The organism is Variovorax sp. Root411 (assembly GCF_001425205.1).
Taxonomy (GTDB): domain Bacteria; phylum Pseudomonadota; class Gammaproteobacteria; order Burkholderiales; family Burkholderiaceae_C; genus Variovorax.
Genome location: NZ_LMDW01000018.1, coordinates 175,845 through 201,952, shown reverse-complemented (window position 1 = coordinate 201,952; position 26,108 = coordinate 175,845). Strand labels below are relative to the sequence as shown.

General features: G+C 60.7%; 16 protein-coding genes and 2 pseudogenes. 8 read left to right on the top strand and 10 right to left on the bottom strand.

Annotation, left to right across the window (positions count from 1 at the left end; genetic code table 11):
• The first annotated feature begins 5 nt into the window (after nt 1–5).
• Together ASC92_RS22790 and ASC92_RS22785 are read left to right on the top strand one after the other, a co-directional pair.
• Nucleotides 6–1,706, top strand: a complete 1,701-nt coding sequence (locus tag ASC92_RS22790) for a site-specific DNA-methyltransferase (RefSeq protein ID WP_056520315.1) — start codon at nt 6–8, stop codon at nt 1,704–1,706.
• On the top strand, nt 1,703–4,435 hold the full coding sequence (locus ASC92_RS22785) for a DEAD/DEAH box helicase (protein WP_056520313.1): 2,733 nt from the start codon (nt 1,703–1,705) through the stop codon (nt 4,433–4,435). The genes ASC92_RS22790 and ASC92_RS22785 overlap by 4 nt, the downstream gene beginning before the upstream one ends.
• A gap of 263 nt (nt 4,436–4,698) precedes the next feature.
• Here the strand turns inward: ASC92_RS22785 and ASC92_RS28230 are convergent, their stop codons facing one another.
• Complete coding sequence (locus ASC92_RS28230; protein ID WP_082519684.1) at nt 4,699–5,052, bottom strand: helix-turn-helix domain-containing protein; 354 nt, start codon at nt 5,050–5,052, stop codon at nt 4,699–4,701.
• Between the two features lie 223 nt (nt 5,053–5,275).
• Here ASC92_RS28230 and ASC92_RS22780 point away from each other — a divergent pair, with 223 nt between their 5' ends.
• The 3 genes from ASC92_RS22780 (at nt 5,276) to ASC92_RS22770 (ending at nt 8,047) form a co-directional block, all read left to right on the top strand.
• Complete coding sequence (locus tag ASC92_RS22780) at nt 5,276–5,848, top strand: helix-turn-helix domain-containing protein (RefSeq protein WP_056520311.1); 573 nt, start codon at nt 5,276–5,278, stop codon at nt 5,846–5,848.
• 518 nt (nt 5,849–6,366) lie between these two features.
• Nucleotides 6,367–6,948: a hypothetical protein gene (locus ASC92_RS29420; RefSeq protein ID WP_235505958.1), complete on the top strand. Its 582-nt coding sequence runs from the start codon at nt 6,367–6,369 to the stop codon at nt 6,946–6,948.
• Between the two features lie 55 nt (nt 6,949–7,003).
• A complete protein-coding gene (locus ASC92_RS22770; RefSeq protein ID WP_235505957.1) occupies nt 7,004–8,047 on the top strand; it encodes a relaxase/mobilization nuclease domain-containing protein in 1,044 nt (347 codons plus the stop codon).
• A gap of 164 nt (nt 8,048–8,211) precedes the next feature.
• On the opposite strand, the pseudogene ASC92_RS22765 reads toward ASC92_RS22770, so the two are convergent.
• The 6 genes and pseudogenes from ASC92_RS22765 to ASC92_RS28725 all read right to left on the bottom strand — a co-directional run.
• A pseudogene (locus ASC92_RS22765) lies at nt 8,212–8,508 on the bottom strand (transposase); the annotation flags it as partial.
• A gap of 27 nt (nt 8,509–8,535) precedes the next feature.
• Nucleotides 8,536–9,150, bottom strand: coding sequence for a CC0125/CC1285 family lipoprotein (locus ASC92_RS22760; protein ID WP_162245735.1), 615 nt, complete (start codon nt 9,148–9,150; stop codon nt 8,536–8,538).
• A gap of 7 nt (nt 9,151–9,157) precedes the next feature.
• The gene (locus tag ASC92_RS22755) at nt 9,158–10,858 is read right to left on the bottom strand and encodes a ShlB/FhaC/HecB family hemolysin secretion/activation protein (RefSeq protein ID WP_200936021.1); all 1,701 of its coding nucleotides are present in this window, start codon (nt 10,856–10,858) and stop codon (nt 9,158–9,160) included.
• 201 nt (nt 10,859–11,059) lie between these two features.
• Nucleotides 11,060–11,305 carry a YrhB domain-containing protein gene (locus ASC92_RS28225; RefSeq protein ID WP_162245734.1) on the bottom strand — a complete coding sequence of 82 codons (246 nt, stop codon included), beginning with the start codon at nt 11,303–11,305 and terminating at the stop codon, nt 11,060–11,062.
• A gap of 1 nt (nt 11,306) precedes the next feature.
• Nucleotides 11,307–19,994, bottom strand: coding sequence for a filamentous hemagglutinin N-terminal domain-containing protein (locus ASC92_RS22750; protein ID WP_082519682.1), 8,688 nt, complete (start codon nt 19,992–19,994; stop codon nt 11,307–11,309).
• Between the two features lie 66 nt (nt 19,995–20,060).
• Nucleotides 20,061–20,429: a hypothetical protein gene (locus tag ASC92_RS28725; protein WP_157609112.1), complete on the bottom strand. Its 369-nt coding sequence runs from the start codon at nt 20,427–20,429 to the stop codon at nt 20,061–20,063.
• Nucleotides 20,430–20,900: 471 nt separating this feature from the next.
• Between ASC92_RS28725 and ASC92_RS22740 the strand changes: the two genes are divergently transcribed.
• The 3 genes and pseudogenes from ASC92_RS22740 (at nt 20,901) to ASC92_RS22730 (ending at nt 22,461) form a co-directional block, all read left to right on the top strand.
• On the top strand, nt 20,901–21,671 hold the full coding sequence (locus ASC92_RS22740; protein WP_157609111.1) for a hypothetical protein: 771 nt from the start codon (nt 20,901–20,903) through the stop codon (nt 21,669–21,671).
• Nucleotides 21,672–21,785: 114 nt separating this feature from the next.
• Nucleotides 21,786–22,043 (top strand): annotated as a pseudogene (locus ASC92_RS22735) (helix-turn-helix domain-containing protein); the annotation flags it as partial.
• A 244-nt stretch (nt 22,044–22,287) separates the two neighbouring features.
• Nucleotides 22,288–22,461, top strand: coding sequence for a hypothetical protein (locus ASC92_RS22730; RefSeq protein ID WP_157609110.1), 174 nt, complete (start codon nt 22,288–22,290; stop codon nt 22,459–22,461).
• Nucleotides 22,462–22,546: 85 nt separating this feature from the next.
• Here ASC92_RS22730 and ASC92_RS22725 read toward each other — a convergent pair whose 3' ends face one another.
• Genes ASC92_RS22725 through ASC92_RS22715 form a run of 3 tightly spaced genes read right to left on the bottom strand, consistent with a single transcriptional unit; the run spans nt 22,547 to nt 26,019 of the window.
• A complete protein-coding gene (locus ASC92_RS22725; protein WP_056520294.1) occupies nt 22,547–24,256 on the bottom strand; it encodes a hypothetical protein in 1,710 nt (569 codons plus the stop codon).
• 27 nt (nt 24,257–24,283) lie between these two features.
• Nucleotides 24,284–25,321, bottom strand: a complete 1,038-nt coding sequence (locus ASC92_RS22720) for a nucleotidyl transferase AbiEii/AbiGii toxin family protein (RefSeq protein ID WP_056520292.1) — start codon at nt 25,319–25,321, stop codon at nt 24,284–24,286.
• Nucleotides 25,318–26,019, bottom strand: a complete 702-nt coding sequence (locus tag ASC92_RS22715; RefSeq protein WP_056520289.1) for a DUF6088 family protein — start codon at nt 26,017–26,019, stop codon at nt 25,318–25,320. The genes ASC92_RS22720 and ASC92_RS22715 overlap by 4 nt, the downstream gene beginning before the upstream one ends.
• Between the last annotated feature and the right edge of the window lie 89 nt (nt 26,020–26,108).

Below are 26,108 nucleotides of genomic sequence, written 5' to 3'. Positions count from 1 at the left end.
CAACTATGAGCAAACAAAAACTAGAACTTACTTGGATTGGGAAGGAGAAGCGGCCCAAGTTGGAACCACGCATCCTGCTCGAAAACTCCGAAAATTCATATCACTCAAAGCATCGCTTCCGCGACAACGACCTCTTTGATAACCGACTAATTTTCGGCGATAACCTTCTGGCCCTGAAGGCTCTTGAGCAAGAGTTCTCGGGCCAAGTGAAGTGTGTTTTTATCGATCCGCCCTACAACACCGGCAGTGCCTTTGCGCACTATGACGATGGGATCGAACACTCGATCTGGCTTGGACTAATGCGCGACCGGCTGGAAATTATCAGACGGCTTTTGTCAGATGATGGCTCGCTGTGGATCACGATCGACGACAACGAAGCGCACTACCTGAAAGTTTTGTGTGACGAGATTTTCGGTCGGTCCAATTTTATTTCGAATGCTGTGTGGCAAAAGAAGTACACGATTTCAAACGATTCGAAGTGGTTGGCCGAGACTCACGACCATGTATTGATTTATGCGCAGAACAAGGAACGGTGGAGGCCAAATCGCTTGGGACGGACCGCTGAAATGGACGGCCGATACAGAAATCCAGATGGTCATCCGAAGGGGCCTTGGAAGGCCACGCCGCTGTACGCCAAGCGTACTGGGTCTGAAAAAGAGCAAGCGTTTCAGTTTCGATTTAAGAACGGTGTAGTTTGGACTCCTCCTCCGGGTACCTCGCCGCGCTTCCCGGCGGACGCACTTCGCAGGATGGACGAAAACGATGAAATTTGGTTCGGTAATGACGGCACTTCGAATCCTTCGCGAAAGACCTTCCTGGCTGAGTTAAAACTGGCGGCCCCCCCTGCTCCAACAATATGGTTGCATTCGGATGCCGGGCATAACCATGAAGCACGAGAAGAGGTTAAGTCAATCAATCCAATTGATTCGTTTGCGACTCCGAAGCCGGAAAAGCTCCTGAAGCGCGTCCTCGATCTGGCCACCAATCCCGGTGACCTCGTCCTCGATTCTTTCGCAGGCTCCGGCACTACCGGCGCGGTCGCCCACAAGATGGGCCGACGGTGGATCATGGTTGAGCTTGGCGAGCATTGCCACACCCACGTCATTCCGCGCCTGAAGAAAGTCATTGATGGGGAGGACAAGGGCGGCATCACCGAAAGTGTGAACTGGCAAGGCGGCGGTGGCTTCCGTTACTACAAGCTCGCGCCCAGTCTCATCGTCAACGATCGCTGGGGAAACCCGGTCATTAACCCGGAGTACAACGCTGTGCAATTGGCCGAAGCACTTGCCAAGTTGGAGGGCTTTTCCTACGCGCCATCCGAGGTGCAATGGTGGCAGCACGGCAATTCGAGCGAACGAGACTTCATCTACGTCACAACTCAAAACCTGTCTGCTGAGCAATTGCAGGCACTTTCAGATGAAGTGGGCGGCGAACAGAGCCTGCTCGTCTGCTGCGCGGCCTTCCACGGCATCACGATAGCCAAGGCCTCCGAGCGGTGGCCGAACCTGACCCTGAAGAAGATTCCTAAGATGGTGCTGGCCCGCTGTGAATGGAGCCATGACGACTACAGCCTGAACGTCGCCAATCTTCCTATGGCGCAGGCCGAAGAGCCCGCGCTCATTGCCAGCGCTGGTGCAACCAAAACCAAGAAATCCGCCTTCGCAAGCGCCGGGCAAGGCGGGCTGTTCGGGGAGGCCGAAGAATGAGCGCGCGCGTCCAGAACGCTGTTGCAGGCCGCCTGTCTCTGCGTCCGCCGCAGGCGGAGTCCCTTGCCAAGCTTGTGCGCGCACTCGAAGCTGCGCCGAGCATGCTCGGCCATGGCCAAGATGTGGCAGCCATCCTCGCCACGTTGAAAGCTGAGTTTCCAACGCTAGAAGACTTTGAACGCGAGTTCCCCTCGCTGTGCTTTTCGCTAGCCACAGGCGTCGGCAAGACGCGCCTGATGGGCGCGTTCATCGCGTACTTGCACTTGGCGCATGGCATCAACAACTTCTTCGTGCTGGCACCGAACCTGACGATCTACAACAAGCTGATTGCCGACTTCACGCGTAACACGCCCAAGTACGTCTTCAAGGGAGTTGCCGAATTCGCTCAGCAACCGCCTTTGATCATCACGGGCGACAACTACGACCAGACGGGCACTGTCGTTCAAGACCAGACCATGGGCTTTGCGCATGACGTGCGCATCAACATTTTCAACATTTCCAAGATCAACTCCGAGGTTCGCGGTGGCAAAGAGCCTCGCATCAAGCGGATGAAGGAGGTGCTGGGGGACAGCTACTTTAACCACCTGGCCAGCCTGGACGATCTCGTGCTGCTGATGGACGAGTCGCACCGCTACCGCGCCAGTGCGGGGGTGCGCTCCATCAATGAGCTGAAGCCGCTGTTTGGCCTTGAGGTGACGGCCACCCCGTTTGTGGAATCCACGCGTGGCCCCGTGCCCTTCAAGAACGTGGTCATGGACTACCCATTGGCGCGGGCGATGGAAGACGGCTTCGTCAAAGAGCCAGCGGCTGTGACCCAGCGCAACTTCGACGCCAAGGCGCACTCGGCGGAAGAGATCGAAAAGATCAAGCTGGAGGATGGTGTTCGCCTGCACGAAACAACCAAGGTCGAGTTGCTGACCTATGCTCGGGAAAACGGCGTGAAGGTGGTCAAGCCTTTCATGCTTGTGATCGCGCGGGATACCACGCACGCCTCACAGCTCAAGACACTGATCGAGTCTTCGGCCTTCTATGAGGGGCGCTACGCGGGCAAGGTGATCCAAGTGGACTCCAGCCGCACCGGGGCCGAAGAAGAAGAGATGATCGCCAAGCTGCTTGCGGTGGAAAGTGTGGATGAGCCCACCGAGATCGTCATTCACGTCAACATGCTCAAAGAGGGCTGGGATGTGACGAACCTCTACACCATCGTGCCCCTGCGGGCGGCCAACGCGCGCACGCTGATCGAGCAGTCCATCGGTCGCGGCCTGCGTCTTCCCTATGGCAAACGCACGGGTGTCGCGGCGGTGGACCGCCTGAACATCGTTGCGCACGACAAATTCCAAGAGATCATCGACGAAGCCAACCGTGGCGACTCGCCGATACGGCTGAAGCAGGTGATCCTCGAGGCCCCGAGCGCCGATGACAAGAAAGTGAGCGTGCAGGTTGGATCAGGCGCGATGATGCGCCTTGGGCTCACCGATGGGCCGACCATTGCCACCAATCCTGCCAGTGTGGGGGCGACACCGGTCGCTGCGCCTGCGCCTGTGTTCACCACGGAGCGCGAGCGCCACGCCGCGCGTGTGGTGATGGACGTGATCGGCAAGTACGAGGTCAGGCGCGACCTCGTGCCGACCAGCAATGCGCTACTCACCCCAGAGGTGCAGTCGGCCATCCTGGCTGAAGTGACCGAACGGCTGAAGCCCGCCCAAGGTGACTTGCTGGCTGGCGCGGATGATGGAGAGCCTGCACTTAATTTGCCGGCAGTGGTGTCCAAGACCACCGAGATCGTGGTACAGCAAACCATCGACATTCCGCGAATAGCGGTGGTGCCCACGGGTGAAGTCACCACCGGCTTCCGCCCGTTCAAGCTGGGCTCGCTGCCTAACTTCCAGCCAGGTCAACGCGAGATCGTGGGGCAGGAACTGCGCACGAATCATCAGTTCACCATGAGCCGGGAGGCGGGTATCAGGGAGCAGCGCTTTGAGGACTACATCGTCAAAAAGCTTATCGACTTTGACGACATCGACTACTTCACGCAGGCAGAGTTGCTCTATGACCTAGCGAGCCAAGCTGTTGCGCACTACAAGGCGCAGAACTATTCCGAGAACGAGTTGCATGAAGTGTTCGACACCTACGGCGCGGAGCTGGCTCGGCTTATTCGGGCCGAGATGATGGCCCACTTCTGGGAAGAGGCCACCGAGTACGAGGTGCAAGTGAGCAGAGGCTTCACGGAACTTAAACCGTGCAACTACACCGCTGTGGCTGGGCAGACTGCACATCACTACCGTGAGACCTTGACCGAACTTGGCAAGATCAAGCAGATGCTGTTTGGTGGATTCACTCGCTGCTTGTACCCGCTGCAAAAATTTGACTCGGACACCGAGCGTCGTTTTGCAGTCATTCTGGAACGCGATGCTTCGAAGTGGTTCAAGCCAGCCAAGGGGCAGTTCCAGATTTACTACAAGCTGGGCAGCGAACAGCCGGAGTACATCCCTGACTTCGTGGCAGAAACGGATTCAGCTATCTTCATGGTGGAAACGAAGGCGAGAGTCGACATCAATACTCAAGAGGTTCAGACCAAGGCAGCTGCCGCTGCCCGCTGGTGCAAGCACGCTTCGGATCACGCAGCAACTGTCGGCGCCGCGCCGTGGCAGTACTTACTGGTTCCGCACGATGAGATCACCGAATCAAAGCGGCTCAATGACTTTTTGCGCTTTGAAGTGAAGATATGAGCGCGATACCGATGCCACCTTTCCCATCAAACTTTTCGCAACTATTGGTGATCCCGAAGGCATCCGCCATCTCGACAAGTTGAACTGGTCCGTATACGGAGTCGTCTTCAACAGGGAGCTGTTCCATCTGTTGAAGCAGGAGCCCGCCTAAGTGCTTCGGCGGCTGCTCGCGACGCGGGGATATGGCTTCGGAGCTCTGAGAGCTAAGGGTTTCCACGACGAAGAGTCTGCGCTCCTTGGGCGCTGACATCTCACCCAACTTCTTATTTGGTGCTGCGAGTCTTTCCTCTGGGCAACGAGTTTGGAGAGAACGCGGTCAGCCCGAGACTTGCGATTTCTCCTGCCACTACCTCTTGGAGTTTGCCGATTTCCTCGGATGACGGCGAACTTGCGTAGGCGAGCGTGAGCACGGTCAACGGGTGCAGGCCCAAAACCCGAACTAGAGCATCGATCTTCGTGAGCGTGGGGACGTTGACGCCCCTCTCAAGAATGCTGACATAAGTTCGAGATGAGACCGTGTCGAAGGCCTCCTGCGGGATGCCCATCGCGACGCGCGCTGCCCGAAAGGCACGCGGAAAATTGGGCAGCGGAACAGGAGGAGCGCGGCGGCTTGGCACCGCCCAATTGCCCCATATAGAATGGCATAGAGCTACAAAGTATATGACGAGTTATTGCGCGCCTCGCTCGTCATCGGATGCTTTGCGCAGGTGCTAACTGACCGTTCTTACGTGCGAGATTAAGATGGCCCATAGAGAGCTTGCTTCGCCGCTGCCAACAGCTCGCCCGCTGCGCCTACCGGTCTCCGTGACCCGTGTAGGGTCGAGGCAACCCGCCCCTGTCGTGCGCAGCTTGTCAGCGGTGCGCATCGGCGCGCAGGTGAGGGCGCTGCGCATGGCGGCAGAGATGTCTGGCGGCGAACTGGCCAAGACCTCGGGGATTTCTGCCTCGATGCTTTCTCGCATCGAGCGCGGTCTGGTCTCGCCTTCGGTGGAGACCCTGGAGCGTCTCGCGAATGGTCTGGGTGTGCCGACCTCGCGCTTCTTCAGTGATCAGGCGCGGCGTACTGACTTCTGCCATGTGCGTGCAGGACATGGTGTCTTGGTCGATCGGATCGGCGCCGTGGCGGACTATCGCTACGAGCTGCTGGGTCACCTCCTATCGGGCAATCTTTTCGTCGAGCCCTATCTGGTCACGTTGCTGCCCGGTGCCGATCCCTATGTGACCTTCCAGCACCCGGGTCTCAAGTTCCTGTACTTCCTGTCCGGGGAGGTCAGCTACCGTTACAGCGGCAGGACTGCGGAGGTGAGGGCAGGGGACTCGCTGCTGTTCGATGCGACCGCACTCCATGGGATCGAGGCCATTCAGACCCAGCCGGTCTCTTACCTGTCAGTGGTGTTCACGCTGCGAGAGTAGGCTGTTCTTGGCGGCCCTGCCGCGCTGCGCGGGCGACGCGAATGCCCATTCGATGGTTCTCCTGCGAATTTGCTACGTTCCGAATTCACCTCTCTGCCCATAGTTTTTTCTCGGTGTTCGGCATGCCGAACACCGAGAAAGTATCGAACGGTAGCAACAGCGAAGGTCTTCTGCTTGACGGAGCCGTGAGGACATTTATGCAGCGGCCGGGCGGGCTTGCTCTGCGAGCGGATTGAATTTTCGGTTTCGATTGCCTGGAGCAGTGGTCGTTGGACGACGTCGAAACTTCGGGGCAAAGTCTTTGTGCGGCTACGAGGACGGGGTGGTTCCGTGCACCTCGCAATGTTCGGCATGCCGAACATTGATGGTGGTCTTCGAGCTGTCGATCGACGGCAACGCTCCGGAGCCGCGAAACGGCGAGGTGGGCTCGACGCTGGAATTCCGAGGGCAAAGTCCTTGTGCGGCCATGAGGGCAGGATAGACTGGCGTCAGACATTGTTTACTGCAACGAAGTTGCAATGATGAACACCTCTCTATCGAGTCGCGTGATAGCCACCCGGGTGCCGCCCGAAACGAGGGCACGCTTCGCCGCGCTGGCGGTGCGGCATCGTCTCCGTGCGTCGACTCTGCTCGCGAAGATGGTCGAGGAGGTCCTCAAGACAAACGGCGAAATCTCGGTGGACTCGGGTGGACAGCGCTGCCTACGCGAAACAGAAAGCGGCATTGGCGTGGCGGATCGCGTCACGTTGCGGCTTCGCAAGGGCGATCGAGCGCTCGCGGGCGCACGAGCCCGTACCCGCGGAATGAAGACCGGCAGCTACCTGGCCCTGTTGATCCACAACCATGTGCGTGACGCCACAGTGCTGCCGCCGAACGAACTGGATCAGATCAAAGTGACCGCCGCTCGACTGGCCGCGTTGCAACGACAGCTTCGAACGTTCGGCATGCCGAACACTCTGTCGGAGCCGGCGGCATCGGACCTCAGCGAAGCGATCGCGCTGGTCCGGCGGGAAGTCGAGGCGGCACGCGAAGCCACGGCAGCCATCGTGCGCCGCAACCTCATCAGCTGGGAGACCGGCGGCGGGAGTTCTCATGCCTGAACGGATAGCGCGCGCAGGCCGAAGCAGCTGCGGCCCCGCCGGTGCGCCGCGCGACATGGCGCTGGACATCGTGAGCTACGGTCGGCGAGGACCGGGCGGCACGCTGCGCCTCGGCGCTGACCAAATCGCGCAGATCCAGCGCACGGTGGGGCGCACGCCCGAAGTGATAGTGAAGGTCTCCGGCGGCGGACGGGACGTTGGCGGCGTCGAGGCCCATCTGCGTTACATCGGTCGGCACGGCAAGCTGCAGCTGGAAAGCGATGAGGGGTTGGCGCAGCAGGGCCGGGGTGCAGCCCGGGAGATCACGGCCGACTGGCAGCTTGAGCTTTGCAGAAGCCAGTACAAGCCGAAACCCGCTCCGGGGCAGAAAGACATGCGTGCGAAGTTAGTGCACAACATCGTCCTGTCCATGCCCGCTGGCACGCCACCGGAAAAAGTACTGGCTGCGGCGCGCGTTTTCGCACGCGAGAACTTCGCGCTGCAATATCGCTACGCCATGGTGCTGCACACCGATCAGCCGCATCCGCATGTGCATCTGGTGGTCAAGTGCGAGCACGAGTTCGAGCCTGGCAAGCGCCTCTACATCCGCAAGGACACGTTGCGCCAGTGGCGTGAGCAGTTCGCCGCGCTGATGCGTGAGCAGGGCGTGGCGGCCAATGCCACACCGCGCCAAGTGCGAGGCCAGACCCGCAAGCCGTACAGGGATGCGATCCATCATCGGCTCCGCGCGCTGCGGGAGTTCGGGCAACTGCCGCCCGCCGGCCGAGCCAGGCATCGCCCGCCGAAGACCTCGTCCTTCATGCGCGCCAAGTTGGAGAGTGTGCTCCGCGCTCTCAAGTGGGGGCAGGGGGTTTTGGACATTGGCCAAGAGGCGATGCGGAGCACCCGGCGGGAGGTGACTGTGGACTGGCGGGCGACGGCGGAAGCACTTCGAAGACAGGGCGAAGAGAATCTTGCCGCTCACGTGGATCAATTCGTCGCGAGCCTCCCGGATGTACAGACCGATGCACAGCGAATAGCCGGCCGCTGGAGAGAGCAGGCGAGACACCGAACGCCAGGACGCAGCGATATCAAGCCACGGGCGCCGAAGTCCCGGTGAGGTACCGCACGACTGTGACAGTGATATTCGCGGCGGCCCCTATGTCTGCTTCAGACTGATTGTGTTGAAAAACTCGTCTCGAATCCTGTGCGCATCGGCGATCACCGAGGATTCGCAGCTCAGTTGCGGGGGGCGATAGAACCTGAGAGGCCTCGCGGCCCATCTCACGCGATCCTCATCTGCGCATCTCCTTCAATTGGCATCAACCACTTGGCCATTCTCCGAAGATTCTGGGCAGTCGCCGCCAGCAGGAACTCGTCCTGCGCACCACTGAGTCCGCGAAGCCGGAGCCCATCCAGTTTCATGATGCGTTTGAGGTGTGCGAACAGCATCTCGACCTTCTTCCTTTCCCTGCGCGACTGGCTGTACTCCGGCGTCTTTGCGATGAACCGTGCCGTCTCGCGGGCACCTTCATGGATGCTTCGGGCGATCTTGCGGAACGGCGTGTTCGGGCAACCTCTCCGACTGCACTGCATATCGAGCGAGACTCAGGCGGAGTTCGTGCGCACAATGCGCGGCCCGAGCTTGCTGAGCACCTCGCGGGTCATGAACGTCTTGTCATCAAGCGAGGCCGGAAGTTCTCGAAGCATCTGCACGCGCAGGATGGAAAGCTTGGAGACCTGTTTTTCGTCTGCGTCCCGCTGCGCTTGGCCGGGCGGAGTGATGTAGATCGGAACAGGGATGTATCTCGTTCCGGCGACTTTTTGCAGGGTTGCCCTGTTGACGCCGTTCTCATGGTTTACCGCGAGCCTGCCGAAAGGCGGCGCCGGGAACGAATCGGACCATGAGAAGACTTCGCTACCGTCCAGAATGGAGCGATCCACTTCTCCTTGGACGATCCTGAAGGCGGGGGCGCCGTGCTCCTCTGCAAGCTCCGCCGCGCGATAGAAGGCGAACGCCCTGGCCGTCCGCGAGGCAGTGGCCGGTGACCCATAGAAGTCGATCCGGTAGATGTCCCCTTCGATCTGCATGGTGCTGTATCCGTACGTGCCATCCCCTGCAGGGGCCGCGCGGTACGGCGTTGGGGGCAGACTGGTGCAGCCCGCCAGCAGGGTGCCTCCGGCAAGAGCTGCGGCCAACCATGGCCTGGCTGAAAAAATCATCGACATATCAGAAGCTCGCATTGAGATTGAAGCCCAGCGTGACCTTCGCAGTGCGGTAGCCGTCGGGCTTGCTGATGGGCGCGCCGACGAAGAAGTCGTAGCTCAGCTTGGTCCACTGGCCGCGCACGCCGACGACGGCGCCGGCCAAATTGCGCCCGAGCAGATCGGCCGTGGAGCGCCCGCCGACATGGCCGTAGTCCATGCCCGCGTACAGCTCCGCCCCGCTCTGCCCCATGGCCCAGCCGATGTCATTGCGAATGAGCGAGCCGCGCTCGCCCATGAGGCTGGTCTCGCCATCGAAGCCACGGACCGTGTAGCGCCCGCCGATGGCGAAACGGTCCTGCGGCGTCAGTGGCGTGCGGTTCCATTGGGCGCGGATCAGGCCGGAGTAGCGCAGCTTCTGCCCGCTGAGCTTGAAAGGCGCATTGAGGCTGATGTCGGCGGTGTAGAGCTTAAGGCGCGAGGTGCCCTCGCCGAACTCTTCTTCGGGCGCGGTGCGCGCGCCGAAGCCACCGGTGCCGCGCTTGTAGGCCAGCGTACCCTCGAGCGTTGCTTCACCGATGTACTCCTTGTGGTTGAGGCTGAGCTCCCAGCCGCCGACCACGCGGTGCTGCACCTCGACCTCCGTGTCGTCCACGAAGTTGCGCGACTCGCGGCGCCAGCCCTTGATCGCCACGCTCGTCTTGCGATGCTGGTCGCGGTAGAGCAGGCGCGAAAGCTTGACCTCGGCGTTGTTGGTCTTGCCGGCGTAGACGTAGTCCTGGTTCAGACCCGCGACGCTCTGGTGGTACTGGCTGTTGGAGGCAGTAAAGCCCAGCATCCAGTAGCCATAAGGCAGCGAGTAGTGAAGGGTATGACCTTCGGTGCCCTTGGCCGGGTCGCCGAAGACGTGGTTGTTGAGGTTGTGGTTGGCGCTGACGTAGAACAGGTCGTTCAGGCCGAAGGGGTTGTCCAGGGACAGCGTGGCGCCAGCCTGGTAGCGGCCGGTGGCTTCGGTGCCGCTGTCGTCCAGGCTCAAGGTGACGCGCCACTTCTTGGCTTGCACGTACTTGACGACGAGGTCGCTGTCGCCGGGGCGTGCATTCGGCGCGGTCGAAGGTTCGATCTGGATGTCGGCTTCGGCGGTGGGTGCGCGCTTGAGGTTCTCGAGGCCCTGCTCGATGTCGCGCAGGTTCAGCAGGTCGCCCGAATGCGCGGGGATGGCCGTGGCCAGCAAGGCGGAACTGCCGAGCAGCGTGGATGAAGAATCGGGCGTCGTCCGGATGGCGGCGATGCGGCCGGGCACCAGCGAGAGGGTCAAGGTGCCGGCAGAGAGGTCCTGCGGTGCGGCGAGCACGCGGGTGGTGACAAAGCCGCGTGCGATGACGGTCTGCTGGGCGCGTGCCAGGACCACATTGACGCCGGCTGTGCCCAGGCAGCGGCCAACCGGTGAGTCGTTGCCATCGGGCCCCGACAGATCGGCGACAGCCCATTGGAAGGACGCGGATTGCTCGCCGACCAGCAGCACGCGGTCGATGCGGAAGCAAGGTGACTCTGACTCGGGAATGCGCTGCATTGGCGCCGGTGGTGCAGCCTGCGGACGCTGGTCGACGGTGCGCTCATTCTGCTCGCGCAACGCACGTTCACGCTCCTGCTGGCGTTGCTGCTCAACGAAGGGTTGTGGAATGGATGGAGCTTGCGCGAAAGCAAGCAAGGGGCTGGCCAACAAGATAATGACCAGAGTCGCTCGCGAGGTCAAATTTGTTCTTCCTCTATTTTTTCTTTAATTGCAGACTGGCACCCGAGCGAATTGCATTGAAAATTCGCCATTCAAATGATCAATTCATCACGAAGGGATTTTTAATATCGACAAGTCAACGGGGCGTGCGAATTTTGCAGAGGATCTGCCGCGTAGTCGAGAAGACGCTATTCAGACTTCTGGTCGTTTGGGTCCATGCACTTGACCCAATTTCGTCACAAAAATAGGCCAATTTCCCACAACCGAGTAATTCAAATCCCTCGTATTTAAAAAACGCACTGTTTGATATGGGAAATACCACCCCAGTTCGGTTTCTTTAATCGCCGAATCAACTATTGCATACTCATCTCCTTCCGGGGCTGCCATGTTTGATTTAATGTACTGGGCTGCCAATGCACGTGCATTCGATAATTCCATTTCAATTGCCTCCTTTTGAAGTGATGCCAAAGGTGAGGTGAGGAAAGTTTGCAAAATTCCCGATTCCTCCCGCCCCTGTCTGTCCGTCAATATAGTTAATTTTCCCATTCTGGACAACGGCATTCCATACGTGCGCGGTTAAATGATCAGCGTCCATTCCATACACAACGGCTCGCGTCCCATTTCCTCCCGCCAAAAGAGTTTTCTCGATAGAAGCTTGATCTGTCCAACTACTAAATTTTGTGTTGTACAGGGAGTTCAACTGAGAATAAGACAAAGGCTCACTTCGTGGCAATGCACTTGCGGAAGCCCCTGTCGCCAATTGGTTGTCAACTACATAGGCGCAATTCGTGCAATTTTGCATTGAACCCGTTGGATTGACATTCCTAACAGACCCAGCATCTGCTGCTGCAGTGCCATCTACAGGATTCGGCAGCTTGAGCGTTGCCTCGCGCTGTGCAATGATCCGCGCCGCTTCAGCTTCCGCTTCCACCTTGCTTAGCGCTCTCGCGACCTGCGCACCGCCCGCGATACTGGCACCGCCCAAGGCTTCGCCAGCAAGCAGATCAGACACAACCAACCCAGCCTCGTTCGCACAAAGTCTCGGATTTGCACTGCACGCCGCAATCGACATCTTCGCTGCGGCAGCGATGGTGGGCAGGCTGCTGAGCAAGTAAGCAGCTGCAGGTCCACCCGCCATCGCAACGCCCAACGCAACAGCCATCTTGGCGGACTCGACGTCGCATTGCTTCGGGCTCAACTGACACATCATCTGCGCCACCACAGACTTGCCGACCTGCTCGCGGTAAGCCGGCTGATTGGCCAGCTTCAAACCCAACTGCTGCAAGTCGAATGCGCCCAGATAACTGTCTGGCAGTTGCCCATTCTTCACAAGTTCAATCTGGTAGGCGCGCCCGGCCGCCACTTCCTTCTTTAGGGCGTCGCAGTTTCCTACCCTGTCGCACACCGCTAGAGCAGCGTCTTGCTTCTTGCCAAGATCGGCGTACTTCGCGCGACTCTCGGCCTCACACAGCGGGTCCTTATCGCAGGCTTTCAGCGCCTTCGCAAAATCAGCCCACTGATCGTGATTCAAGTAGTTGTTTGCTGCCGCGTTGGCTCCCGCGCTCATGGCAATGTTGAGCTGGCGCTCGTCGCCTCCCGCAACGGCCACCGCAAGGACCGCCATCAGCTGGGCCATCTGGACCGTGTTGTCTTGACGCCCAGCCATTTCGGCAGTCAGTTCACCGACGACCGCGCCTAGGGCACCGGCAGCGCAGCCGCTGCTGCTGTTCGCACGGCCCGCACCCACTGCGCATCCTGCGATGGCGTGCGCGATCTTGTTGACAAGGCCGTTGAATTTCGCATCTGGGCCTTGTGTCAGATCGCCGATGGCATTGGCCCCTTGCGCCGCCACGGTGTTCCACAGCGCGTTGGTCAGGCTATGACTCAGTTCATCTTCGAGACTGGTCCCATTGATCGCGCTGCGCACCATAGCGCTGGCCGCCCCGTCGATGAGTTGGCGTTGCAACTGATCGGTGAACTTCGCCGAGCCGTTGGTCGCGTTCGCGATGTTTTCAGGTAGCGTACTACTCAAACCCTGGAGCACACCTGCCGTGACCATGGCGGTGGCGATGCTCTTGACGCCCTGGCTGCTGCCCAGCTCATTGAGCACCTTGCCGATGTCGCCGTCGTTGTTGATGAAGCTCACCGTCGCCTGAGTGGCCAGGGCGGTGACGCCCGCTTGCACTGCGGCGCTCACACCCGCGGAGATGGTGAGGCCGGTGCCCGTGAGGAAGGCGCCCCCGCCCGACAGCGCCACGCCCTCTCCCGCCGCCACTGCCGCCGAACCGCCGGCAGCAGCTCCTGCCTGGGCGGCCACAGGACCCGCCACCATCCCCACCACGACGCTGACCACGATGGCCGCCACCGGCCCCAGACTGGTCTGGCTCTGAGCCCACTTCTTGTGCTCCTCCTGCACCCGCTGCCACTCGACGCTGTTCGCGAAGGCCGGATCGTTCGCCAGTTGGTTCACCCAGGCCATGCCAGGCTGCTTGGCCAGGTCCGTGAGGCTCGCGTTCTGCCCCAGTTGCACCGTGACTCCGCCGTTCGCCTTGATGTTCAGGTTCTGGACGTTGAACAGGTTGTACTGGCTGGTCTCGTCTTTGTGCCCCCCGCTCTTGGCCGAGACCCAGGCGCCATCGCCATCGGTTTCCGAGCCGCTGAAGGCACTGGTCGTCTTCTGCGTGAGCAGATTGAGCTTGCCGCCGGCGTCGATGCCGAGGTTCTGCGCATTGGCCTCGATGGCGCTGAGCGTCATGTCCCCGCCGCTCTTGAGCTGGATGTCCTTGCCCGTGAGCGTGGTGCGCGCCAGCGTGGTCTCCTGGCTGTCGACATTCGCGCTGGAATGGCTCAGACCGTCCTTCTGCGCGTCCTTCGAGGTGGCCGAAGTCGAGTTCTCGCTCGCGGCCAGGGTGAGCTTGTCGCCCGCACTGAGCGTGAGGGTCTCGCCTGCGTTCAAGGTGGCGGCGATCCCCGTGAGGTTGCGCCCAGCGCCGACACTGGCATTGCCCGCGGCGCTGATCGTGGTCCCGATCTCCTTGCTCGTCTCGTCCTTGCGCGTGTTGTTGGAACTCCAACGAATGTCATCCGTGCGGCCTGTCGTCACGGTGCCGAGATTCACGTCGCGTCCTGCAACGACCGTTGCATCACCCGCGCTCTTGACCTCGGCGCCGATCAGATTGGCGTCGCGCTTGGCCACGATGGTCAGGCTTCCACCCGGGTTCGTGACATACAAGCCCGCCACACGGTCCAGCGTCGTGGCGCTGAGGTTCACGCCGCTGGAGGCGTCCGATCGCGCCAGCGGACCCGTGTCGCTCTTCGAGTCGCGGGTGGTCGTCACCACATTGACGTCGCGCCCCGCGATGGCCGTCAGGCTCTTGCTGGCATCGACCACGGCGCCGATGACGTTGATGTCGGTTCGGGCATTCAGCGTCACGTCCTCGCCGGTGATGCGGCCCGCGAGGTTGTTGATGTTGTCCGCCGAGAGCGCCACGGCATGGCGCCCGGCGATCGTGCCCCCCGAGTTCGTCAGGTCGCCCGTGACGCGCATGTCCACGCTGGCGCCGGACATCAGCGCGCCGGAGCCGTCGATGTCGCCGGGCTTCACGCGCACGTAGACCTGCGGCGCCAGCACGCGCTGGGTGCTGCCGTCGGGCAAGGTCACCGTCTGCTCGACCAGCCAGACGATGTCGCTCGTGAGCTGTGCCATCTGCGCGGCCGTCAGTGCCACGCCCACGCGCAGCCCGTACTGCTGCGCGAAGGCCGTGCCGGCATTCATGAGGGCCGTGTACTGCGCGTCGTCGCTGCTGAAGCCATCCAGGTAGCGGTAGCCGGTCAACTGGGCCACCTGCTCGCGGATCAGGCGTTCCTCGTAGAAGCCGTCTCCCAGCCGCTTGAGCGTGGTGTTCGGGTCGAGGCCGAGGTTGTTCAGCAGGTAGTCGCTGGACAGCCAGCTGCGGTAGTTCGCGAACCGGGGATCGGTCTCGATCAGGTAGTGGCTCGAAGGATTGGCCAGCGTCCTGAACAGGCTCGCACTGGGAATCGCGACGTTGGGCACGCTGGTGCGCACGACAGTGGCTCCGGCGACGCCGGTGGTTCCGCCAGGCCCGCTGGTCGCCGACACCTCGATGATGGGGTTGACGCGGCTGCCCGCAGCGATCGAGCCTGCCGCCTGCGCACCCGTCCCGGTCTGACCGACAGCCAGCGAACCCAGGCCTGGCGTGCTGCCTGCAACGGCGACATGACCCTCCTGGCGTGCCGCGGCCAGTGTGACCGTGGAATTGGTCGTCAGGTTGTACGGCGCAATCTGGTAGACCCGCACATCGTCGCCCGAGTGTGCCTCGACGAAGCTGTGAGATACCGTGCCGGTCTGCACGGTGGGGGCGTCGATGGTCAACCCCTTGTTGAGGATCGTGCCGCCCGTGACCGTCAGGGCGCCGCCGGCCAGGATCTGGCTCATGTCGTTGACGCCGCTGCCCACGGCGATGTTCATCGCGCCGCCCGCGATGATCTTGCCCGGCGCGGAGCTCTGCAGCACCGGTGTGGACGACGTGACGGTGTAGACATAGGCGTCGTAGGTCGACGCCATGCGCCCGGGCTCGTACTCGGTGGTCGTGAGTGAGGTGTAGCCCGTGATCGTGTGGATGAACTTCAGCGTGGCCTTGTCCAGGGCCGCGTGGGCCTGGCGGTAGTCCTGCCACTGGTCGTACTCGGCCTGGGTGATCGTGTGGTCGAAGGGGACCCACTGATCGTGGTTGGTCGCGTCAAGGACCATGACGCCCTGCTGGCCCACGGTCATGTCCGGGTACTTCCGGCCGATGAAGTCCATGGGCAGGTCGACGCCGGGCGCGGTGACTCCGAAGGTGGCCCAGATCGGATCGGTGCGCGAATACCAGGCGCCGGCGACATTGGTGGTGTCGCAGGCGGTGCCATCGCCGCCGCCGCAGGTCTGGTAGCTCCGGTCCTGGCTGCTGGCCGGGCTCTGCATGTAGTACGCGCGGAACTGGGCCAGCGGGTAGTCGGGCGAGGGCACTAGCAGCCGGGCATAGGGGTCGCTGCCGGCCGTCAAGGGGTTGGCTGCGCTTGCGGCGTTCCAGGCGTTCCAGCCGGTGTCCGGGAACTGCTGCAGGCCCCCGAAGCTGATGAGCACTTCGTCGGCCTTGTAGCGCGTGCTGCTGCCGGGAACCTCGTACTCGACCACGTTCTGGGTCGCACCCGGCTGCAGGGCCCAGGTGACACCGCCGTTGGTGTTGTTCAGCGTGGTGGCCTTGATGTCGACGTTGCCGGTCGCCTCGATGGTCGCGGCGCGGTTGTCGAGGCTGAAGGCCGCGCCGGTGGCGCGGCCGGAGATGTCGAGGCCACCACCGATGAAGAGGTTGCCGTCGCTGAAGATGAGGGCGCCATCCCGGTTGTTGACGGTGCCGGCGCCGATGTCCAGACGCTGACGAGCTGCAATCGTTGCAGCGCTGGTGGTGCCGTTGACGGTCTCGGCGAGGTTGTTGAGCGTGCCGGCCCCGATGGAGACATGGTCGCCGTAGATGCGGCCGGTGCCGATGTTGGTCAGTGTGCCCGCGTCGATGCGCGTCACCACGCCGTCGATCACGCCGCGGTTGGTGATCGTGTTCGTGGCGCTCAGGCGGGTGGTGGTGCCCTGGATGTCGCCGGTCGCGGTGTTGTCGATGTTGGTGGCGGACAGCGACAGATCATTGCCGGCGGCGATCCGGCCGCTGTTGGAGATGTTGCCGTTGGTTGCGAGGCTCAGATCGTGGTTGGCGATGGTCTCGCTGCCCGACGAGATCGCAACGTCCTGCGTCAAGGCAAGATGCATGTCGCCCTGGGAGAGCAGCTTGTCGCTGCTGGTGAGCGACGCAGCATCCACGATGAGCGCGCTGCCAGCCAGCAAGGTGCCCGCGTTGATCACGTTCAAGGTCTTCGCGGCCGCTGCGGCGGTATTGGGATCGGCGATGGTGAGTGTGTCGCCTGCGGAGATCAGCCCACCGGCACCATTGTTGATCTCGCCGCTGCTGGTCAAGGTAGCGTTCACATCAGCGCGGATGGCGCCGGATGTGTTGTTAGCGGTGACTGTCGTGATCGCAACGCTCAGTCCTTCGATGCCCTGATCGGTGCCGGAGGTTGCAGTGTTGTCGAGGTTCTCGGCGTGCAGCGTGGCCGCTGTCGTCGCGCGGATCAGGCCCCCCGCATTGGCGATGTTGCCGGCATTGATGCCAAGGCTATCCATCGCCATTGTCCGGCCGCCGCGGTTGTCGTAGGTGGCGCCCTGGGTGTTGATGGCCAACGTCGATTGGCTCAGCACCAACCCGGCGTTGCCGTTGACAAACTCGCCGGTGGTGGCGGTCAGCGCATTCTTCGAGCCGATGAAGCCGGCCGTGTTATTGAGGTCGCCGGCCTTCAGCGTGAGGGTGTCGCCGCTGACGATGCCGCCCTGCTGGTTGCTGTAACCGGCTGCGTTGGTGTTGCTCAGGGTCTGGCCGTTTGTATTGACGGTCATCGCACCACCGGACTGGATCAAGCCCGCGTCGTTCTTGAGCTCGCCAGAGTTCACCTCGACGGTGCTGCTTGCGCTCAAGGTCCCGCGCGTGTTGTCCAACGATCCCTTGTTCGTATCGATGGAAAGGCTGCTACCGCTGACCTTGCCGTCGGTGTTCGTCAGGGCGCTGCTCGCAAGCACGACCGCACCCGCAGCCAGCAGATTGCCCGAGGTGTTGTTGATTGTGCCGCTGGTCGTGACGCGCAGATCCCCTGTCACAGCGGCAATCGATCCGGAAGAGTTGTTGAGGCTGGCGGCATTGACGGTGGTGCCGCCGTTGGAGCCCAGCGTGCCTTCGAGATTCGACAACGCTCCGGCAGCCGTGATGCTCAGCGTGCCGGGCGTGGTGATCACGGCCTTGTTGGTGTTGACATCGCCTTGCGTGGCGGTGATGGCGACGTTGGCGCCGCTGGTCTTGCCGTTTGACAGATCGATGCTCGCGCCTTGCAGCGTCGCAGTGCCTGCGGCAAGGTTGGTGCCGTTCGCAGCCAGCGCACCGGTGGACGTGATACGCAGATCGCCCGTCCCACTCCCAGATGCGGCGAGGGTGCCGTCGCTCTGGATGCCGGCGCCCAGGACGCCCGCCGTACCGCTCTGGATACTGCCTGCCGTGATCGTCGTGTTGCGCCCCGACGTGATGTTGCCGTCGTTGACGAGAGCACCAGTGACGGCGACGCTGACATCGTTCGCCCCGCGCAGCGTGCCTGTGTTCGTGAGCGTTGCCGCGTTGATCCCCAGGTCGGTGGCCGCGTTGACGGAGCCGCCGCTGCCGTTGACCAGTTGACCTGTCACCGCGAGTTGCACGCCGGACTGTGCGGACTGGATGCTGCCATGCGTGTTCTCGAGCGAGCCGGCATGGAGCGTCAGGCCCTGGTTGGAAGCAAGGGTGCCGGAGGTGTTGACAGTGCCCTCGGTCACGTTGGCCGTCAGGGCCCCTGCGGCCGAGATGTTGCCGCGCAGGTTGTTGGCCGAACCACCGACCGTGAGATTGGCGTTGCTGTCGCTGGTCAGCACGCCGTCCTGGTTGTTCAGGTTGCCGGAGGTGGTGATGTCGAGGCTGCCGCTGCGCAGCGTTCCGGATGAGTTGTCGAAGGTGCCAAGGTTGGCGGTGAAGCCCCCGGAGACATTGATGGTCCCGCCCTGGTTGGAGAAGCTCGGCTGGTTGAGCGCCATGCTCGCCACGCTCAGGGTTCCGCCGTTGTTGACGAGGTTCGCGGTCTGCACGGTGATCGGGCCGCCTGCGTAGACCTTGCCGCCATCGTTGCGGATCGCGCCTGCGGCGGTGATGCTGCCCGGATCGATCGGTGCGGCAGCGGGCGTAGAAGTGCCGACGGTTGTTGTGCTGCCTGTGGAGGTCGTGGTGCCCGTCGATCCGCTCGAGCCGGTGCCTGCGGCAGCGCCTGTACCTGTGCCGGTGCTGCCGCCGTCACTGCCTGATGTCGCAGTGGGCACAGGCTCGCTGCCGATCCATCCGCCATTGGTGTTGCTGATCGTGGGGGCCGCCAGCGCGAGCGGCGCCATGCTGGTCTGGCGGATCGTGCCCTGGTTGACGATGTCGCTGCCGGTGCTCGCAAGCTGCACGCTCTGGCCTTCCAGCGTGCCGGTGTTCTCAAGGTGGCCCGATGCCGTGACGACCAGGCTGCCTGCGCTTGCGCCGATGTTGCCGGCATTGCGCACGCCCAGACCCTGCTCCGTGCCCAGGAGCACGATCTTTCCGGAATACATTCCGCCCAACGCGGCAACGTCGAGGGCGAAGGTCGGCGCAGCGCCAGTGCCCGTCGTGGGCGTGATCTGGGTATGGTCGGCACTGATGGTGTTCGCGCCCGTGACCACCTTGAGGTCAGTGGCGTAGATCGCCGCATTGACCTGCACGGCGCGTGCGAGGATCGCGGCGTAGTCGGTCGTTCTGGCATCGAGGCCCGCACCGTCGACGGTGACGCTGCCGCCTCTGACGAGGAAGCTGTCAAGACCACCGATGGCGTTGAATTGCGCCGTGCCGGTGGTCAGCGTTGCCTTGGATGCGTTGATGAAACCGCCGCCGTCGACGCTGATGCCGGCCGGGTTGGCGATGATGATCTCGGCACGCTGGCCCGCGACCTCCAGGTAGCCGCGCAGTTGGCTCCGACTGCCGCCGTTGACTTCGTTGAGAATGATGCGTGCCGAACCCGTGGCCAAGCTGGGGTTGGCCTGTATGAAACCTCCGAGCTGCGACTGCACATTCACCCGGCTGTTATTCAGGATCGCGCCGTTGGTGCCAATATTGAATTGGTTATAGACATTGCGAGAAACGCCTGCGGCCGAGGGCGTTTGTACGTTGATGTAGGGGACACCGTTCGGAGCAACCAGCACGGTCGGGCGCAGGTTGCCAGGGACGTTGGGAGCGCCGACGATCTGGGCGTGCACTGGGGTCGCGCCAAGCATTCCGGCCAGCGCAACACCGATCAGCATGGGCGCGAAGGTTGCGGCACTGGCGACCGTCGTCGCCTTGTTTGACCCCTTGCCGGTGCTTGCGGTCGTCTCTGCCACAACCATGCGCATGCCACGCGCCGCATTGAAAACGATGCGGAAAAGCTTTCGATTCACAGCCCGAACTCCCTGAGAATTTTGAGTAATCGCGACGGTTTGTATCAAAACGCGTCAACTCAATTATCAGGGGTCTAAAGGCTTAAACGAACGGCGGAAGCGTGTCAGCCTGCGCAGAAAATCACGAATGGAGAGCCGGCAAATCTCACGAATTCTCGCGTCAATACTTAGGTATTCATTGACATTCGAGTGGCGCTGTTTGATCGCCTCGGCACCGAAGAACAATATCGAGCGCTTGTCCGAGAGGGCTTGCGCGGCACCATGAAACGCGAAGCCCGCAGAAGAAGCCTCCTTGGGCGGCTCGCGCTTTAGTCGGCGCAGCTCTCGGAGAACCTTGGCCGTTGAAATGCTCGCTGTCCTCAATTCATGGGCGGTGCGCAGCAACAACGCATTTGGCAGCGTGCGAGTCTCGACGGGTTTTGGCAGTTTGTGCACTGCGTAAAAAAGGATTGGCGCGTCGATTCGCGCCTCTCAGCGACCGAGTCGCCGCCCATGCATGATCAGGACAAGCTTGCGACCCGTTCGCTCATGGTGCTCCTCCCTCTGTAGCGGTAAAGCCGGTATCGAATGCCGCGAGAGCGGACCAGCTCGGCGAGCCTCGGTAAAGGGCTGCATGCATGGACACGGGCATATGAAAACGATTGGCGGGTGCGCTGCAACCCGCACGGATGCACGGATGCACGGATGCAGGGATGCAGGGATGCAGGGATGCAGGGGAAGGCTCGACCCAACTTCAAGGAGTTGTCAAGCGCAACGCCATCGCCGGACATCGCTTCGCTTCGACAGAACACCTGCAGGGGGCTGCACTATCGCTCGCACTTCTTGGACGCTGTGACGGTGCTCTCGCCCATGCAAGGCAATTACCATGCGACGGCGATATTGCATGCGAATTTTCAGAGGAGGTCTATGAGCGCCGAAGCAGAAAAAGAACCCGTCAAGCCAGCGAGCCAAGAACCAAAATCGATTCCATGGTCCGGAATTCTCAAAGCCGCCGCCGCGATTGGTACAGCAGTAGGCGGATATCTCGTGCATCTCTCCGGTTCAATCAGTCACCGGAACTATGTATACGAATGGGGACTCGACTCCGGCTTGTTCCCGCTATCAACGGAGGCGACCTTCATCGAGGGCTTCTATGCTTTGATTGATCGACTTGCCAAGATTCAGACAACAATCTGGAGCGGGGGCTCGCGTATCGCGATTGCTGTTGTCTTGCTGCTAGCCGCGCTGCTGTTTGCGCGCCAATGGATGGACCGGAAATTCGCAAACACCTCCGTGCCGAAGCCACCAGCGTGGATGTTCAAATGGCCAGGCGATCTTTTGCAAAGTTTCATGGTCTCGGCAATTGTCGTTCTCGCGCTGCAGCTCCCGATTGCCGTTCTCATTCTTCTCATGGCCGGTCCAGCCGCATCTGCAGAGACGGCGGGACAAGAGGCGGCAAGACGGGAGCTGGTGAAATTTCAGAAGGGGTGCGATGCAGACGTTCGGATGCGCTGCATGGAACTGCGCAAAGGCAGTGACGTTGTGGCAAAAGGCTTTCTCATCACAAGCTCGCCAACCCATATCGCGATCTATGACGTTCAGATGCGAGCTGCCCGTGCATTGGAGCGCGGTGGCACCGAACTAAGAAGCGAGATCAAGGCAGCAGCCCCGATCGCCGCCAAAGCAAGCGCGCCGTGAGCCCGCAGTGTTGATTGCCGCCGAAAACTGACGCGGTTAGATCAGTAATTTCCGTCTAAGACTGACCCACGTAAAACTCTACCCTGCTAATTTTTAAAGCAGAGGATCCTAGGAGTGATAGACGTGGCGACATTGAGTGTCATCAGACGCTGGGCCCTGCGTGAGCAGATGTCCATTCGCGAGATAGCCAGGCGTACAGGGCCTGTCTCGCAACACCGTAAAGAAGTACCTGCGAGGCGGCGAAGAATGCCGCGCTACGCCAAGCGGACGAGCTCAAGCAAGCTCGATCCCTATGCCGAGAAGCTCGCGACATGGCTCGCGATCGAGGCCACCAAATCGCGGAAACAGCGGCGCAATCTGCGGCAGATCCACACAACCGGTTGAATGGGCTTTCGTCATCTACCCAATCGATGCTGCGCCCTTTCTTTACCTGAAGATCGCCTCGGCGAACAAAATTGGTGATCTCAGGAGCGGCATAGCCAGCCCAGGTTTCCCGGAAACCAAAGAAATTCATGCGCCGAGGTTCCGACAGACACCAGACAACCGTCGCCCCTCGCTTAAGCGCGGCCTTCATTTCCCGTTCACGGTCGTGTGAGTGATAGGCGGAGTCCAGATCGTGATCGTTGTTCTTGCGCTTGAGATCGCCCAGTTCTTTTGGGGAATCAGAGAACTCGCCTTTCGCACCAAATATGAAGTGACTGAAGCTTTCAGGATTGATGACGATGACGTCGTACTCGTACAGCGCAAAAGCTGCAAGCTCCTTATCGGCCTGGGCGTTACAAAGCCCTAGGTTTTCGAACTCCACCCCGGCCACTGGCTTGCCTGTGTATTTCAGTCCAACAGTCAACACTCTTTTCACGTCTTCCTCCTACGTTCTAATCCTGCAGTGTGACGCCAAGCACTTTGAGCACTTCCTCAAGAGCCTTGTCGCAACCGCTTGTGATATCCGCAAACTGCGCGCGAAAATTACCGTGCTCGGTTCTTGCGTTTTTCACCGCCGCTTTTTTTCTTTGAATAGCCGCATGCCCTCGGATTTCTGAGCGCAATCCGTGGAGTTCCAGCATCGGTGTCATAACCGCCTTCGCCTCGGCGGCGCTCCTGCCGTTTGCGATCATGATCTCTTGAATCAGCTTCATTGCGCGCCAACCGTCCTCTAAGGATCGTCCGGTCGCCTCTGCAAGCTTCCGCAAAGGCCGTTCAAGAAATCCCTCTACAAGGAGTTGGTCCAGGGCCAAGATTTCGTCAGCCCATTCCTTGGGTGAATCAGTCGCGGGATAACGCACAGCACCCGCGACCTCATCGCCGCGCGGACTCCACCAGGCATAGTTGCCTTTATCAAGCTTGCTGATCTTGTGCTTGAGTGCGTTCAACGGGTCGTAACCCGTATTCCATTCGCCCAGGATATCGGTCTGGTGCGCGCGTGCAGAGATGTCACTCTTGGGCCACTCGTTAAAGAGCTGCCAATAGCGCTGCTCTTCGATAGGCAGCCTAGCCAGATCGACCATGTAGACATGGACCTGGCCTTCTTCATTGATGTCGTAGCCCTTGAGATACCACGCGCCCCTGCACATGATGCTTCGATCCTCCAGCGTGTATTTCTCAGGGTCGCCCTTGTACTTCACCAGCACTTCGGGACGAAAGAACGCCGGAGAGATTTGCCAAGGCAAATCCGATCTCTCGAAGTAGCTAACGATGTGCGCCGGGCTGCAAGAGGTCTCGACATTCTTCTTGTTCTTCCGGTCGTAGATCTTGAAAGTTGCATATTCCTTCTTCCCCGGTTCGAGGTCGTCCTTGAACTCCTGCACGAGTTCTTGCGGCGTGATATCGGGCCGCACGATCATTGCGCCATTCGCGTAGCTGGCTGTTCCGTTCCCACCACCGTGATAGAACAAATCCGTTTCCGTCTGGTCGTAGCGGCGACTGTCGTCCCAGCCGTTAAAGCTCTCGTGTTTGACGCGCGTGAAGTCGAACTTCAGAACAAGTGACATACCGGCAAGCGCCATATAGACATCGAGGTCCTTTCGAAGGATCGTCACCACCTCACGGCCTTCCCATGTATCCGGAAGGTCCAGTGCAACGATGCGGATCACGTCCTCGATGTCGCCGCGCGCATCGAGGCGGCAATACGCCTTGCGCTCCGGGAGGTAGTAAAGATCAAGGCAATGGATGAGCTTCTGGCTCATCTCGATAGGCGGTGGGCCTTTCTGCACACCATTGAGTGAGCGCCGATGCACCAGCGGTTCCCCGCCAGACAGTGACGGGCAGCTCGGAGATTCAAACGGGGGCTCCAAATAGACGCGATGTCCTTCGCCACCACCATAAGACCGTTGAATTTTCCAGCTCTCATCGGTGTAGACAATGGCGTTTTGCAGCTCCTCGCCGTCGGGCGGCGTCAGCTTCTCCGTCAAAGCCAGAACGCCGACGATCAGAACCGCAGGGCCAACGGCAAAGATGACGATCTCGTCAGCGAGAGCGTTCGCTCTGAGAAAGTCGTTGGAATCTTCCGCGCCGCCAAGCCATGCAGCTTCATTGCCTGCTTGTGGAAGACAGATGGGTTGCAAATCGCTTGGCCGAAATTTCCTCATGACGGGCTTCCTTTGGCTTGCCGATGCCTAGGCATCGACGGCATCTTGTGCTTTTTGAACGCTGGCAAGAACCTCGTCCAGGGCGGGGACCGGTCCGAAAATCATCCCGGTCATCGCGTCATAGTCGCGCTGTAAGGAGTCCATCATGGCCGCAGCCGGGAGCAGCGTGAAGCTACCCGCCTTGGCCGCCTCAAGACCCAGATCGGGGCTGCCGAAAAACAAGCGCGCATGACGAGCGCAATCTTCAGCCAGCGCCTTGTCTGTCAGCCATTGCGGCGCCTCCTTCGTTTGCATCAGGCGATGTACATCGTAGTAATGACGCGAGACACGCTGGCCACCGTGACGCAAGACACCCCGGCGCTCATGCCATTGATAGAGACCGTGAAGGATCGTGATCTTGTCCCAGAAGGTCCGTTCCGGTTTCACAGTCACGACGTTGGAGACTTTCAGTTCTTGATCTGGAAGGTCATCATCGACATAAGGGCGCAGCGTTGCCGGTGTGTGCGGATCAAGCGCCGATTTCGCGCCAGCTTCAATCTTGACCGCCGACCGGATGTAGTCCCCCTCTCGCGCCGTGACCGCCGGATACCAAAGAAGCAGACTCTGCCCGTCCGCGTCATCCGGGTCTCTCTCAAGTCTGAAACGGCCATCCGGAATGCTTGCCGCCGCGCGCGCCTGCAATTGCGAGAAGAAGGGGCCGTCGATATAGGTCCGGCAGGCGTCACGGATCTCATCGAGTCGCGCACGGCGCTTCTTGCCGCTCATGGCCTCAAGCTCCGCCACGTCTACGTCCTGCTGCAAGTCTTCACGGAACACCGTGATGTCGATGTCCTCAGAGAACCGCGAAATCAGGCCGAAGGCTTTTGAAAGCGATGTTCCGCCTTTGAAGAGAAGGCGCGGACCACCGGGCTCCAGCCCGTTGAAAAGCGCATCGAGCGTCCAGCAAACCCAGAAGTCTTTCTCGACGTTCTGGACGGCGGTGCCAAGGCGAGCCGCCGTGCCAAGAAACAGATCGCGACGCTCTTCGTCCCTGGCCGCGATGACTGTCTGATAGGCCTCGTTCATTTCGCGCCTGCCGGTATGTCGTTGTGCGATTTCTGTTTGGCAGGCGTTGGCTTGCTACTGCTTGTCGCATCCGGCGTGAGGTCCAGAAGGGGCCGTAGGTAATCTTGCATCCAGATTGGAAGCGCGCTGAATCCTTGCGTCAGATCATCACGAATGGCATCGCCTTGCTTCTTGTCAGTCAGAAGCCTGGCGATCTTTTGCCGGATATGGTCGCTGTCCGAAGACAACGTGTCCTTCAGCCAGTGCAAGGCTTGCACTAGACGCATGGCCGGACGACCCGCCCAGTACAACCGGCTTGGCGCGCACAGCTTGAATTCGATCAGCAGTTTGTCGAGTTGGATGGAGCGGCGACGGGTGTCGGTATAGATAGTGACGTGAGCAGGGACAGCATCGGTCAGGCCCAAGTCGTTCGCGGCAGTCATGCCGTCAACCAAGATGCGCAGATTGTCACGACGGGCAATCGCGTCAATGATGGCCCGGTAGTCCGGAGTTGTCGTGCGCTTGGTGAGCCTGTTCGTGACTGGCTTGTCGTAAAGCCCCCGATCAATGCGGCGGAGTTGGTCACGCAAGGTCATGCGCTGCAAGGTCTTGTCGATGACATCCCGGGAGCCAAGCTGCGCGAAGTCGGCCGGAACCCAGACATGGCCGGAGCCGGAAGCGTCAATCAGCGATGAGATACGAGCCGCAATGTCGGACATAATCAACTCCTGTCCGAAAAATATATACATTTTTCGGACATAAGTCAAATCCAATTGTCCGAAAGTTACATACATTTTTCGGACAATCT